This window comes from Holdemanella porci (genome assembly GCF_009696075.1).
GTDB classification, from domain to species: Bacteria; Bacillota_I; Bacilli_A; order Erysipelotrichales; family Erysipelotrichaceae; genus Holdemanella; species Holdemanella porci.
Genome location: NZ_VUMR01000007.1, coordinates 11,637 through 25,468, shown reverse-complemented (window position 1 = coordinate 25,468; position 13,832 = coordinate 11,637). Strand labels below are relative to the sequence as shown.

Sequence of the window (13,832 nt, the reverse complement as noted above, 5' to 3'; positions counted from 1 at the left end):
AAAGTGTAGAATTCTACAAAAAAGGTGATCAAAATGATAAAAAGAACTAAATACTTAAATCAACTTATCGCATTAAAGAACAACGGGTTTCCAAAAGTCATAACTGGACCCAGAAGAACTGGTAAATCCTATTTGTTGCATGAAATATTCACCGATTATCTTATAGAAAATAATATACCTGAAGAAAATATAATTCTTATTGAACTTGATGATGATAAGAATGCCCATTTAAGAAATCCCATTGAGCTAGGAAAGTATGTACGTTCTATCACTAAAGATAAGAGTGACTGTTACGTCATTTTAGATGAGATTCAACGTGTTTTTACCATTGTTAATCCTGCATTAACAGGTGGAAAAATCAAATTAGCCAAAGCGAAAGATACAGAAACCATCTCTTTTGTTGATGTTGTATTAGGACTTTCTCATGAAAAAAACATAGACCTTTATATTACTGGATCCAATTCAAAAATGTTGTCAACCGACATTGTGACAGAATTTAGAGACAAGGCTAGCCAAATCCATATGCATCCATTATCTTTTGAAGAGTTTTACAGTTATAGACAAGGTTCTAAAACAGATGCCTTATATGAATATATGCAGTATGGTGGCATGCCACTTGCAGTATTATCAGATGAAAATTCAAAGAAACAATATTTAAAAGGATTATTTGAAACAACCTATTTCAAAGATATTGTTGAACATAATAAGCTAAAGAAAACAGAAAACTTAGATGAACTCTGTACCATTCTTAGTGATTTGACAGGCGAATTGTTGAATTCTAAGAAATTATCAAATACATTTAAAAGTGTTAAACATGAAAACATTGATGCACAAACAATTGAAAAATATATTCAATATTTTAAGGATGCCTTCATTCTCCAAGAAGCGAATCGCTATGACATTCGTGGAAAGAAAGAAATTGGTGCTTTAAGAAAATACTATTTTGTAGATACAGGTTTAAGAAATGCACGATTAAATTTTGCGTATCCCGATGAGGGACAATTGTTAGAAAATATTGTGTACAACGAACTCATATATAATGGGTATGCCGTTAATGTCGGAACTTTCGATACAGTTGAGAAAAATAAAGAAGGTAAATCCGTTCGAAAAACAAATGAAATTGATTTTTTTGCACAAAAAAATGAACGTAAATATTACATTCAAATTTCAACAGATATCTCAAATTCTGAAACTCGAAGCCGAGAAATTCGTCCTTTCATTAAATTAAATGATCAAATTCAAAAAATATTGGTAGTAAATCGACCTTATAAAGCCATGATGGATGAAGAAGGTTTTATAACTATTGGTGCCAGTGAATTTTTATTGAATTTCATCAAATAATAAGATCCAATCGGATCTTTTATTTTGGCACACTTACCAACAAATCGATATTGCCTTGGATGGAGTATCTTTTTGCTAGACTTGTAACGATAAAGCCAATGCCTGCTTGAATATCATAATCTTTTCCATCAATATGTAAGATTCCATTTCCACTTAATGGTAAACAAAGTGAATAAGAAGGATTGTTGATATGAATTTCATTTTGTATCTTATATTGAGTCACATTAAAATATTTTTCATTCACATATTCAATGACTTCATTTCCTTCTAACATCGTAACTGCTGGATGCACATCTGGTTCAATATGCGGTATATTTGTGACTTCAATAGCCTGATCAATATGTAGTTTTCGCATATTCCCATCGGCATCTTTTCGATCATAATCATATATACGATATGTAACATCGCTGGATTGTTGCACTTCAGCCATCATTAACTTTCCTTCAATACCATGAATCGTTCCTGCAGGTGTATAAACAAATTCATTTGCGTGCACTGGCTTACGAACGAATAAAGTATCCCAAGCTTTTTCTTCTATGGCCTTTCGAAATTCTTCCTTTGTCTTGGCACTATGTCCACGAATGATTTTTGTTCCTTCTTCCACATCTAGCCACAGACAAAATTCAGCCTTACCATAATCATTTTCATGTTTTCTAGCATATGCATCATCTGGATGTACCTGCACAGAACATGGTTCTTGAATCTCATTAATTTTAACTAATAGTGGAAATTTATCATGAGGATCATTCGCAAATAATTCTCTGTGATTTAAATATACATCTTTTAAAGTTTCCCCTTTATATTTTCCATTTTTGATCTTACTTAAGCCATTATCATGTGCACTAATAGCCCAGTATTCTCCTATCTTTTTGTCCATAGGACCGAAGCCAAACTTTTCTTGGATGCGCCTTGAACCATACAGCTTTTCTTTCATGGGTGAATCTAAAAATAATACTTTTTCCATTTTTTACTTCCCTTCATATCTTGACTTGAGCATACCACAAATATTTAAATCGTGTATAATAGAATAAGTGGACTTTTGGAGGTTATTTATGATTTTAGAACAAATTGATAAAGACTTATTGAAAATGGCAGAAGAATCGGATGTCATTTTAAAAGATATTTATAAAAAAATTGATGATGTATGTTTATACAATTCAGATCGTATCTTAGCTGCATTTATTGAGAACCACGTTTCTTATTCTGACTTTGCGGATATCAACGGATACGGTAACTACGATGAAGGTCGTGATAAAATCGAACGTATTTTTGCGACAGTACTCGGATGTGAAGATGCTTTAGTACGCCCTCAAATCATGAGTGGCACAAATGCTTTATATTTAACTTTATCTGCCCTATTAAAACATGGAGATACAATGATTTCCATTTCTGGTGCTCCATATGATTCTTTGCAGGAAATGATTGGTTTATGTGGGGATTCTACACAATCCTTAAAAGCCAATGGTGTAAAGTATGAACAAATTGATTTAGTGAATGATGATTTTGATGATGATAAGATTATTTCTCGTTTAAAAGAAAACAATGTAAAATTAGTGGAAATCCAAAGATCTAGAGGATATGCTCACCGTTTATCATTAACCATTTCAAAGCTTGAGCGTATCATCAAAAAGATTCGTGAAGTAAACAAAGATGTTATTATCATGGTAGATAACTGTTATGGTGAACTTGTTGAAAAATTAGAGCCAGGACACATTGGTGCCGATGTTGTGGTCGGATCTTTAATGAAAAACTTAGGTGGAGGAATTGCCTCTACTGGAGGATATGTAGCTGGTAATAAAGACTTGATCAACATGGTAGCTGAACGCTTAACAGCTCCTGGAATTGGTAAGGATTTGGGTGCAAACTTTAACTTAAACAACTCTTTCTTTAAAGGTATCTTCATGGCACCAAATGCTGTAAAGAGTGCTTTAAAGACAGCCGTTTTCACAGCTTACATGTTAGAAAAATTAGGATACAAGAATGTATCTCCTGCTTATAATGATGAAAGAACGGATATCATTCAAACTTTAGAACTTGGATCCAAAGAAAATCTTGTTAGCTTTACACAAGGCATTCAATCCACTAGTCCTATTGATTCATTTGTTCGTGTTATGGCTGCTCCAATGCCTGGCTATCCATTTGATGAAGTTATGGCTGCTGGAAGCTTTACACAAGGAAGTACAATCGAATTAAGTGCAGATGCTCCAGTCGTTGAACCATATACTTTATATATGCAAGGTGGATTAACATTAGAATATGGAAAACTTTCTATTCTTCTTGCCCTAACAAATATGAAAAACAACTAAGATGCCTAGTGCATCTTTTTTGTTTCAAACGATTGTCGAATCGTTGCATTATTTTGTGCAACGATGATAAGCGAATCGTTGCATATCGATTCAAACGATACTTCAATCAATAAAGAATAAAAGTGGTCAATCCACTTTAAATATAGGGATTTAACCACTTTTTTAACAGCTACCCATCTGTCCACCATCGATACGAATAATGGAATTGTTGATGAAGTTAGCTTCATCACTAATTAAGAAACGAACAAGATAGGCCACTTCTTCTGGTTTTCCATAACGTTTCACCATGATTTTTTCTGTTTCTTCCTTTAAGAACTCTTCGTCATAGCCATCTAGTTCATTATCGGTTCCAATAAATCCAGGCGCAACACAATTCACATTGATATATGGTCCAAATTCAGCCGCAAGATTGTGTGTCATTGAAATCAAGGCTGCTTTTGAAGCATCATAATCGATACACATTGGATAATATGTGTTAATTCCGTTGGTACTTGATATATTGATGATTCTTCCATATTCTTGATCCAACATGTGTTTATACACTCTTTTACTACAATTAAAAGCACCTACAACATTTACATCTAATGTTCTTTTAAATTCTTCGGCATTTTTTAAGTGAAATAGATTGGAAAGATCCACAGCCGCATTATTAATTAGTATATCTACGCCACCCATCTTCTCTTCAATTTCACTAACCATAATATTGACTTGATCTACATCGGATACGTCTGCACAAATGGTAAGACAACGAACATGATAGTGAGATTCAATTTTTTCTTTTAATTCTTTGGCAGGCTGTTTAGAAGTTAAATAGTTAATGACAATATCATAACCATGTTTTGCGAGTTCCAATGCGATTGCACTTCCAATACCACGAGCACCACCTGTAATTAAGACGACTTTATTCATAGTTAAAAAAAGAAGAGCGATTAAGCTCTTCCTGCATATTTTCCATCTGTTGAGAATACAACGATTTTTTCACCTGGTTCGATGAACTGTGGAACTCTTAATGTTAATCCAGTATCTGTAGTTGCATCTTTAGTTTGGTTAGATGGTGCACCTTTGATGGCTGGATCTGTTTCAGCTACTGTCAATTCAACTTTTTCTGGGACAGAAACAGATAATAATTCTCCTTCGAAGAACATCAAAGATACTTCAGCACCTTCAACAATAAAGTATTTGTTGAAATCAACTTGGTCAGCTGTTAATTCATAAGTATCGTATGTTTCTAAATCCATGAAGTAATATGTAGAATCTGCTTCATATGAGAATTGAGCTGCTTTTTTAGAAATGTTAGCTTGTTCAAATTTAGTTGAAGCATTGAAGTTTCTTTCTTGTGTATTCCCTGTTTTTAAGTTTTTCATCTTAGTTTTTAAGATAGCTGCACCTTTACCAGGTTTAACATGTTGGAAATCTAATACTACCCAAGGATCACCATCAACGATTAAAGTTAATCCTGTTTTAAAATCACCTGCAGAAATTGCCATAATTTTTCACTCCTATTTTCTATAAATATTTTTTACACGCTTTATTGTACCATATCCTCTTCATTTTTAGAAGAATGAGTGTGATACTTTCACTTCACTTTATTTTCCTTAAACAATTTCATCATTTCATTCGTTAAACTAAATTCTCCCGGTTGAAGAATGATTTCATCTCTTTGAACCCAATCCGCATATTTCAATTCATTGGTATCCATAGATATTTCATCATTGCCCTTTACATCGCAAAAGAACCCCAACAAAATATCATTGGCACTTCCCCAAGGCTGTGACTTATAGTAACGAATATTGTTGACTTTGATTCCGGCCTCTTCCATAACTTCACGTTTTACCGTTTCTTCAACCGTTTCTCCAATTTCAGTAAAGCCCGCAATCAACGCATTATATTTAAATCCCGTACGATATTTTGTCAACAATAACTTATCTCCATTGATTACACCCACAATGACAGCTGGCATAATTCTTGGATACACTGTGTTATGACATTCTGGACAAACCATAGCTCTTTCCTTTGTTGAATGCACCATCTTATGTCCACATCTTCCGCAGAATTTAGTATCTCGATACCAATCCGCCAAATGCTTTCCGGTAATAGCCGCAAATAAATTGTCTTTTGGACCAATTCCTTCAATACGCAAACTTCTTTCTTCAACATAACCATATCCAGATGGAATCTGATCCTCTCCTAATTGCATATCACATAAGAAATATTTCGTATTATCAATTGAAAACAAATAGCGATACTCTACATTTTCAACTTGTATGTCACTCACTTTAGGAAAAACAACTTCCTTATTTTCAAAGCAGTTTAAATGAATTAAGATCCTTCCATTCACAATACACAGCAATACATCCTCTTGAGTTGCCTGTACATTAGGATCAAATTCATTGTGTAATTTATGTGGATAAATATCTTGTACCATTTTTTATACCCCCTTTTAAATATGGATTTATACGATTACCAGGATTCAACATCCTTTTTATCATCTAGAAAAAAAGTATATCATGTAATTTAAGAATATTTTAGATTAGTTTAAGGATTTTGTCATTGTTTACTAGTGTTTTGAATGATATAATCTGTTGGCTACAAGGAGAGGGCATATGTTTACTACAAAACACTTTATATGGATAGGAATATGTATTCTATTTATCCTAATTATGAATCACTATGCGAAAAAAGAAGATTTCACGCTACAAAACGCTTGTTACTTCTTTATGTTTATATGTTTACTTAGCGAAACCACAAAAATGATGTCAGATATGATTCCAAGTACACATGGAGGAATGCACTTAAATCCGCAATCCCTTCCATTCCATATCTGCAGTATCTTATTGTTTATTGCGGTTTACATTACTTTTGGAAAGAATGGTCCACTAAAACAAAAAATGATCAACTTCTTTGCGGTTGTCGGTACTTGCGGAGGAATCGCGGCAATCTTGATTCCAACGTATGGCGTTGAATTTAATGTAGCCAATGTATATCAATGCTTCATGTATCATGCAGCATTAACCTGGTTTTCTTTATATTTGATTCGTTTCAAACATGCAAACCTAGGTATGCAGGCATTTAAAGACAATTTAGTCGTATTATTTGCGTTATTGATTTTTAACCTATATATGAATTCTATTTTGGCAGTCTATGATACAAACTTTATGTTTATTGTAAGACCACCATTAGAAGGACTTCCATTCCTTAATCTAAATCATGGATACTATATCTATTTATTTAGAGTCATCATGCTTGGAGTGATTGGACTTGGCCTATTCCATTTACCATTCATAGTAAAAGAAAGAAAAAGCTGTGAGACAGAAAGTGATTTTAACATCGCTTAGTCCACAGCTTTTCTTATACCAAGAAAAGCCTCCATTTTATGTAGGAGGCCTATATTATGAATCAATGACACGAATAAGTTCCCGTCAAACTCATTTGCTTAAAGGAGAGAATTTACTTTTAATTATTATAGTGATTTTAAATAGTTTGCGATTTCATCATCTTGGCAGTTTGGATAGAAATATTCTGCGAAGTGATCACCAGCAATCGTTTCTTTCAAGAAGTCTTGATCAATTTCTTTTAAGATTTCAATTAATGGACGGTGAGTCACAGTTTTAACTTGATCTAAGATCTTTTTATTACGTTGTTCTGGTTCACGACGTTCTTTAGGGTATCCACCACCAAATGTTTCTGAGAACAATTTTTCAAAAGTATAGTGAAGATTAATTTCTGCACCCCATCCAAATCCTTGTGCAAAAGGCATAGCGATACAGTTTCCATCATTTACTTGTCCAAACAAGTAAGCATCAACAGCATCTGTGATGTGTCCACACAATACGTTAGGGAATGAGTTACAAGCAAGCATGGCTCCTTGTCCTGTTCCACATCCTGTTACAACAAAGTCAACAGCTTTCGTAGTTAATAAGATAGATGCTAATAAACCATTTTTTACATATGTTAATTGAACATCATCTTCTGCAGAATACATACCGTAGTTGAATACAATGTGTCCTGCTTTTTGAGCTTCTTCATTTAATACTTCATAGATTTGTGCATTTTTTGTAGCTTGAGAGTTTTCGTTAATTAATGCGATTTTCATATATTCGACCCTTTCTTTTCTATTCTGGTTGTTTTCCAATATAAGCTAAGATACCACCATCTACATACAATACGTGACCATTGACAAAGTTACTTGCATCACTTGCCAAGAATACAGCTGGACCCATTAAATCTTGTGGTTCTCCCCAACGAGCAGCCGGAGTTTTACTTACGATAAATTGATCAAATGGATGTCTTGAACCATCTGGTTGTTTTTCACGTAATGGAGCTGTTTGAGGTGTTGCGATATATCCTGGACCAATACCGTTACATTGGATATTGTATTCTCCATATTCACTACAAATGTTACGAGTTAACATCTTTAATCCACCTTTAGCTGCTGCATAAGCACTCACTGTTTCACGACCAAGTTCAGACATCATTGAACAAATGTTGATGATCTTTCCGTGACCTTTTTTGATCATTCCAGGAATAACAGCCTTACTTACGATAAATGGTCCATTTAAATCAATGTCAATGACTTGACGGAAATCTTTTGCGCTCATTTCCAACATAGGAATACGTTTAATAATTCCTGCGTTGTTAACCAAAATATCAATTGTTCCTACTTCTTCTTCTACTTTTGCCACAAACGCATTGACTGCATCTTCATCTGTAACATCACAAACGTATCCATGAGCTTTGATACCTGCTTCTTGATAAGCAGCTAAACCTTTATCTACTAATTCTTGTTTAATATCATTAAATACAATTGTAGCTCCTGCTTTTGCGTAAGCTGTCGCAATCGCAAAGCCAATACCATAACTTGCCCCAGTAATTAAGGCAACTTTCCCCTCTAATGAGAAATCTTTCATTTCAAACATATTCTTACTCTTCTTTCTATTTATCTTTGAACGCGGCCTGAACCATCTCCACCTGCTAATTTCAACACTTCATCCATGCTTACCATGTTGAAATCACCTTCGACAGAGTGTTTTAAACAACTTGCGGCTACCGCAAATTCAATGGTTGATTGTGCATCATACCCTTCTAGGCTTGCCGCAATCAATCCACTCATTACCCTCAGCTAGTAGTGCTGCTTTTTTTACAACCTCAGCTCCCGCACTTTGAGCTAAAGTTTCTAATCAATGTGAAACATATATTGACTTATCATTTATGTAATATATAATTAAATTAACGATAAACATTAATTATTTAATGTTAGGAGGTAATATCATGAATGATAAGTCTAAAGCTTTATTAAAGAAAATGTGTTTCGTTTTAGAAATTGTTCGAGGGGCTTGTTTAATCTCTGTTGCGTTGTTAATTGGACTTAGCTTATTTTTTGCCTTCAACAAGGATGTATATAATACGCTATTTGGAAGTATAAGAATTGACTTTCTTCAATTGATGTTTAAAGATGATACTGCTTTACAAAAAGATACCATGTCCATGTGGTTACCAATCCTTTTCTTATTGACTGCAATTCTTATATTCATCATCTACAAATCTGTACAAGCTATTGAATCTATTTGTATGATCACAATGGATCATACTCCATTTGATTTAAGCGTTTCTAATCACATCAAAAACCTTGCCAAGTATATTCTTGCAGGTGGTATTGTCTTTAATGTTCTTGAAATATGTCGTGTTATGTACTTTAAACAAATCATCAACTTTGATTTACTCTTCAATCCAAAATATGTTACACAAATCAATTTTGATATTCGTCTTCACTTAAGCTTCCTCGTTTTTGCAACTCTAATCTATTTGTTATCTTATATATTTAGATATGGACAAGAACTACAACAATTGAGTGATGAGACATTGTAATTATGGGTAAGATCATATTACGTTTAGATCGCGTTATGGCCGATCGAAAAATGAGTTTAAAAGAGTTGTCTGAAAAAGTTGGCGTCAGCAATGTCAACTTGTCAAAGATGAAAACGGGTAAAATTTCTGCGATTCGCTTCTCTACTTTAGAAGCTATTTGCGAAGTGTTAAATTGTCAACCTGGTGATATATTGGAGTATGTAAAGGACGATAAAAAGAGCTAAAACTAGCTCTTTTTATATTTAAGAATTAGATGTATACACACTGTTACTACATTTATTGTTATTTTATTAAAATGTTCCTATACTATAAATGAAAGCTAACTATATGAAGTATAGTTTTGTTGGGGTTATTATTTGGGGAATTGTTTTGCTGATTGGATTAGCTGTGATTGCTGGTTTTATTACTTTATTGTTTTTTGGCATCAAAGCATTAAAGAAATACTTAAATACAAAAGAAGTCAGAGAAGAAAAAGCAACAATTAAAAAGAGTCTTGGGGAAGTTATTAAGCAACATCGAGAAGAATGTAAAATGACACAAGAATTTGTTGCGGAAGCAATCGGTGTCAGTCGTCAGGCAGTATCTAAGTGGGAAAATGGAACTTCAGATCCAAGTACATCTAATTTAATTGTGATAGTGAAGCTGTTTCACATTACACCGGAAGAATTATTGAAAGAGGTGTTATAACGAATAATGAAGAAGAAGGTTTTGCTAATCAGTGCTGTTGTGATCGTGACTATATATGTGTTTACTTATTTTGGTGGATTTACTACGAGTAAATCATTAGATGTAAATGAATTTAAAGCGTATGCAAAAAGTGTTGATGAAATCTCTACTCCACAAGAATACAACATCATTGCTTTAGGTGAAGCAACACATGGAAACAAAAAATTTCAACAGTTAAAGTTAGAAGTATTCAAAAAACTTGTAGACGAGCATCGTGTTCACAGTTTTGCTTTAGAAGGTGATTTTGGCGGGTGTGAAGAAGTGAATCAATATATTCATGGTGGAGAAGGAACACTGAAAGAAATTGTTCAAAAGATTGGTTTTCAAATCTACAAAACAGAAGAAATGATGCAATTGATTGAATATATGTGGGGATATAATGATGATGCTGAAGAAGAACAGCTGAATTTTTATGGTTTTGATATGCAGAGAATTAGATATTCTTTTAATGCGTTGAAAAAAGAATGTATTGCTGAAGGAGTTAATTTATCATTTTTGGATACTTTCATCATAGATGGTCAATGGAATCAAAATTATAGTTATGAAGAGAAAAAAAGATTTACTGATGAAATTAAAAAAGACATTAGAATTGAAAGAGTTTAATGGTGATTTGATTCATTTTGTAGATGTGTTATTACAGAATGTTGAAGTTTTACATAGAAAAGATACTGATGGAAGCTTATTAAGAGATCAGTATATGGCTGAAAATGTTTCTTGGATTTTGCAAAAGGAGCAGCAATGAGGAAATGATTGTATTTTCATCAGTGGGCATAATGAACATGTTGCAAAATGGGGAAGTTATGACTCTATGGGGAAACTGTTATCAAATCAATATAGATATTATGTGATTGGAACAAACTTCTATAAGACAAGATGCAAATTACCTGAAGGAAATCATAAACGTACCATGCAGACATTTTATTCTCATGATCCACTTGCAAAAACAGCGAAATTAGCCGGCTTTAAAATGTGCTGGATTAATTTTTCTTCTCTTGAAGAAGGTACAGAAATTAAAAGGCATGTAGATGCATATACCTATATGGGAACGCTAGGATAAAGCTACTCTATCATGAATCGCTTCCTGCCTCCTAGCTATCGCATGTTTCAGCCACCCACAACGCTTTATGACAGTATGATTTATGTCTCAAATGCATCACCAACAAAGATTATTGATTTACATGTTACAAAGGAACTATAATAAACATGTTGAAAAATGGGGAGCTGAGTGGCTGAGAGTAGGTTCGACCTTGACCCTGAAACCTGATTTGGATAATGCCAACGTAGGGATGATATCTTTATTGTATGTTAGCTGCAGATTAGGTTTTTCTGCAGCTTTTTGTTTTTTGATCAGAATATGGCGGCAAATTGGGGGCACCACCTTATGTCGCATTAAAAAAGTAATGCAGGAAGGAGATAGAAAATGAAAACAGCATTAACAATCGCTGGAAGTGATTCCAGCGGAGGCGCTGGTATCCAGGCGGATATCAAAACAATGTGCGCAAATCACGTATTTGCGACGAGTGCAATTACAGCACTAACGGCACAGAATACATTAGGTGTTACAGGAATTATGGAAGTAACACCAGAATTTCTTGGAGAGCAGCTGGATGCAGTCTTTACAGATATTTATCCAGATGCTGTGAAGATTGGAATGGTTTCTAGTTCTGATCTGATTCGTATGATTGCTTCAAAACTGCAGGAATATAAGGCAGCCAATATTGTTGTGGATCCGGTGATGGTCGCAACAAGCGGCTCAAAACTTATTAGTGATGATGCAATTGAAACATTGAAAAAGGAATTGTTGCCTTTAGCAACAGTCATTACACCAAATGTTCCAGAAGCAGAAGTTCTAGCGGATATGAAGATTGCAAATGAAGAAGAAATGATTATCGCTGCTAAAAAAATTTCCAAGAAATTTGGATGTGCAATTCTGGTAAAGGGTGGTCATCAAATCAATGATGCAAATGATCTGTTGTATAGAGATGACGCATATACATGGTTTCATGGAAAACGTATTAACAACTCTAATACACATGGAACAGGATGCACATTATCCAGTGCTATCGCATCCAATCTTGCAAAGGGATATGATTTGGATACATCCGTAAAACGTGCAAAGGATTATATTTCTGGAGCATTGAATGCAATGCTTAATCTTGGTAAGGGATCTGGACCAATGGATCATTCATTCGCAATTGATAATGAATATGCAAAGGAGAATATTCAATGAAGAAAACTTCTTTGTTTGAAAATGCATTGATCTGGTTTGGCGCAGGTGTTTCTATTGCAGAAATACTGACAGGTACATATCTTGCACCTTTAGGATTGAAAAATGGTATTTTAGCCATTGTGGCTGGACATGTCATTGGCTGTATCTTATTGTTTCTGGCTGGTGTTATTGGTGGGAAAATGCGCTTAAGTGCGATGGATTCTACAAAGATGAGCTTTGGACAGAAAGGTTGTCTTTTGTTTGCGGCATTAAATGTACTGCAGCTTGTTGGATGGACAGCAATCATGATTTATGATGGTGCACTTGCGGCAGATGGTATTATGCATACAGGTGCATGGATCTGGTGTTTGATTATTGGTATCTTGATTCTTGTATGGATTGGTGTTGGTATTACAAACCTTGGAAAAATCAATACAGTTGCGATGGTTGCTTTATTTGTTTTGACTTTAATGCTTAGCAAATTTATCTTCTTTGATGGAAACAGTGCAGTTGTATGTACAGAAGCAATGACGTTTGGTGCAGGTGTTGAACTTGCCATTGCGATGCCTTTGAGCTGGCTGCCTTTGATCAGTGACTATACACGTGAAGCGGAAGATCCTGTGAAGGCTAGTTTAGTTAGTAGTATAGTGTATGGAATCGTTAGCTGCTGGATGTATTTGATTGGTTTAGGTGCGGCTTTATTTACAGGAGAATATGATATTGCACAGATCATGTTGAAAGCAGGTTTGGGTATTGCGGGATTATTGATCATTGTATTCTCTACAGTTACAACAACATTCCTGGATGCTTATTCTGCAGGTATTTCTAATGAATCTATCGTGCCAAAGTGGAATGGAAAACACGTAGCAATGTTTGTAACTGTTGTTGGTACAATTGCGGCAATTGTATATCCAATGGATAATATTACTGATTTCCTGTATTTGATTGGTTCTGTATTTGCTCCTATGATTGCAATCCAGATTAGTGATTTCTTTATTCTAAAGAATGATAAAAGAAACGTAGAATTTGATGTACTGAATCTTGTATTATGGCTTGTCGGATTTGTTGTGTATCGCTGTTTTATGCAGATTGATACGCCTGTTGGAAATACAATTCCATGTATGATCATTACAATTCTGTTAAGTGTTGTAATTCACAAGATTATCAAAAAGAACAATTAAAATATAGATTTATAAAAAAATGAAAAAGGATGGAATGGAATTCTTGAAAATGGACTTTATTTGATCCTTTTTATATTGACGGTACATATTTGCTTCAGTATAGTTGAAGTATCAAAGGCAATAACGAAAAGCGTTGTTTTGCTAAGAAACTAATAAGGGAGTCCGACATTTGGTGAAAGCGGATAGTGATACAAAATCAGTAAA

General features: G+C 34.2%; 18 protein-coding genes and 1 riboswitch. Of the genes, 11 read left to right on the top strand and 7 right to left on the bottom strand.

Annotated features, from left to right (window positions below):
• The first annotated feature begins 33 nt into the window (after positions 1–33).
• Positions 34–1,341 (top strand): ATP-binding protein, encoded by a 1,308-nt coding sequence (locus tag FYJ55_RS02460; protein ID WP_154555487.1) that lies wholly within the window; start codon positions 34–36, stop codon positions 1,339–1,341.
• A 19-nt stretch (positions 1,342–1,360) separates the two neighbouring features.
• Here the strand turns inward: FYJ55_RS02460 and FYJ55_RS02455 are convergent, their stop codons facing one another.
• Positions 1,361–2,305, bottom strand: a complete 945-nt coding sequence (locus tag FYJ55_RS02455) for a type I phosphomannose isomerase catalytic subunit (protein WP_154555486.1) — start codon at positions 2,303–2,305, stop codon at positions 1,361–1,363.
• 88 nt (positions 2,306–2,393) lie between these two features.
• Here FYJ55_RS02455 and FYJ55_RS02450 point away from each other — a divergent pair, with 88 nt between their 5' ends.
• The gene (locus FYJ55_RS02450; protein WP_154555485.1) at positions 2,394–3,647 is read left to right on the top strand and encodes a methionine gamma-lyase family protein; all 1,254 of its coding nucleotides are present in this window, start codon (positions 2,394–2,396) and stop codon (positions 3,645–3,647) included.
• 162 nt (positions 3,648–3,809) lie between these two features.
• On the opposite strand, the gene FYJ55_RS02440 is transcribed toward FYJ55_RS02450, so the two are convergent.
• The 3 genes from FYJ55_RS02440 to nudC all read right to left on the bottom strand — a co-directional run bounded on the left by FYJ55_RS02440 (position 3,810) and on the right by nudC (position 6,072).
• Positions 3,810–4,556: an SDR family NAD(P)-dependent oxidoreductase gene (locus tag FYJ55_RS02440; RefSeq protein WP_154555483.1), complete on the bottom strand. Its 747-nt coding sequence runs from the start codon at positions 4,554–4,556 to the stop codon at positions 3,810–3,812.
• A 20-nt stretch (positions 4,557–4,576) separates the two neighbouring features.
• Positions 4,577–5,134, bottom strand: coding sequence for an elongation factor P (gene efp, locus FYJ55_RS02435; RefSeq protein WP_003865385.1), 558 nt, complete (start codon positions 5,132–5,134; stop codon positions 4,577–4,579).
• Positions 5,135–5,223: 89 nt separating this feature from the next.
• Positions 5,224–6,072: an NAD(+) diphosphatase gene (gene nudC, locus FYJ55_RS02430; RefSeq protein WP_154555482.1), complete on the bottom strand. Its 849-nt coding sequence runs from the start codon at positions 6,070–6,072 to the stop codon at positions 5,224–5,226.
• Between the two features lie 178 nt (positions 6,073–6,250).
• Here nudC and FYJ55_RS02425 point away from each other — a divergent pair, with 178 nt between their 5' ends.
• The gene (locus FYJ55_RS02425; RefSeq protein WP_154555481.1) at positions 6,251–6,982 is read left to right on the top strand and encodes a TMEM164 family acyltransferase; all 732 of its coding nucleotides are present in this window, start codon (positions 6,251–6,253) and stop codon (positions 6,980–6,982) included.
• 125 nt (positions 6,983–7,107) lie between these two features.
• On the opposite strand, the gene FYJ55_RS02420 is transcribed toward FYJ55_RS02425, so the two are convergent.
• Genes FYJ55_RS02420 through FYJ55_RS02410 form a run of 3 tightly spaced genes read right to left on the bottom strand, consistent with a single transcriptional unit; the run spans position 7,108 to position 8,757 of the window.
• Entirely contained in the window at positions 7,108–7,740 is a 633-nt protein-coding gene (locus FYJ55_RS02420) for an RpiB/LacA/LacB family sugar-phosphate isomerase (protein ID WP_154555480.1), read from the bottom strand.
• Positions 7,741–7,759: 19 nt separating this feature from the next.
• Positions 7,760–8,563 carry a gluconate 5-dehydrogenase gene (locus FYJ55_RS02415; protein ID WP_229771046.1) on the bottom strand — a complete coding sequence of 268 codons (804 nt, stop codon included), beginning with the start codon at positions 8,561–8,563 and terminating at the stop codon, positions 7,760–7,762.
• Between the two features lie 20 nt (positions 8,564–8,583).
• Entirely contained in the window at positions 8,584–8,757 is a 174-nt protein-coding gene (locus FYJ55_RS02410) for a hypothetical protein (protein ID WP_229771045.1), read from the bottom strand.
• A gap of 158 nt (positions 8,758–8,915) precedes the next feature.
• Between FYJ55_RS02410 and FYJ55_RS02405 the strand changes: the two genes are divergently transcribed.
• The 8 genes from FYJ55_RS02405 to cytX all read left to right on the top strand — a co-directional run bounded on the left by FYJ55_RS02405 (position 8,916) and on the right by cytX (position 13,628).
• Positions 8,916–9,512 (top strand): hypothetical protein, encoded by a 597-nt coding sequence (locus FYJ55_RS02405; protein ID WP_154555479.1) that lies wholly within the window; start codon positions 8,916–8,918, stop codon positions 9,510–9,512.
• Between the two features lie 2 nt (positions 9,513–9,514).
• Positions 9,515–9,736, top strand: coding sequence for a helix-turn-helix domain-containing protein (locus tag FYJ55_RS02400; protein WP_154555478.1), 222 nt, complete (start codon positions 9,515–9,517; stop codon positions 9,734–9,736).
• Between the two features lie 103 nt (positions 9,737–9,839).
• Positions 9,840–10,199 (top strand): helix-turn-helix domain-containing protein, encoded by a 360-nt coding sequence (locus tag FYJ55_RS02395; protein ID WP_154555512.1) that lies wholly within the window; start codon positions 9,840–9,842, stop codon positions 10,197–10,199.
• A gap of 6 nt (positions 10,200–10,205) precedes the next feature.
• Positions 10,206–10,841, top strand: coding sequence for an erythromycin esterase family protein (locus FYJ55_RS02390; protein ID WP_154555477.1), 636 nt, complete (start codon positions 10,206–10,208; stop codon positions 10,839–10,841).
• Positions 10,804–10,980 carry a hypothetical protein gene (locus FYJ55_RS02385; RefSeq protein ID WP_154555476.1) on the top strand — a complete coding sequence of 59 codons (177 nt, stop codon included), beginning with the start codon at positions 10,804–10,806 and terminating at the stop codon, positions 10,978–10,980. The genes FYJ55_RS02390 and FYJ55_RS02385 overlap by 38 nt, the downstream gene beginning before the upstream one ends.
• 66 nt (positions 10,981–11,046) lie before the next feature.
• Positions 11,047–11,295 carry a hypothetical protein gene (locus FYJ55_RS02380; protein ID WP_154555475.1) on the top strand — a complete coding sequence of 83 codons (249 nt, stop codon included), beginning with the start codon at positions 11,047–11,049 and terminating at the stop codon, positions 11,293–11,295.
• Positions 11,296–11,442: 147 nt separating this feature from the next.
• A riboswitch (TPP riboswitch) is annotated at positions 11,443–11,542 on the top strand.
• A gap of 116 nt (positions 11,543–11,658) precedes the next feature.
• Positions 11,659–12,468 carry a bifunctional hydroxymethylpyrimidine kinase/phosphomethylpyrimidine kinase gene (gene thiD / locus FYJ55_RS02375; protein WP_154555474.1) on the top strand — a complete coding sequence of 270 codons (810 nt, stop codon included), beginning with the start codon at positions 11,659–11,661 and terminating at the stop codon, positions 12,466–12,468.
• A complete protein-coding gene (gene cytX, locus FYJ55_RS02370) occupies positions 12,465–13,628 on the top strand; it encodes a putative hydroxymethylpyrimidine transporter CytX (protein ID WP_154555473.1) in 1,164 nt (387 codons plus the stop codon). Before thiD ends, cytX begins: the two co-directional genes overlap by 4 nt.
• The last annotated feature ends 204 nt before the right edge of the window (positions 13,629–13,832 follow it).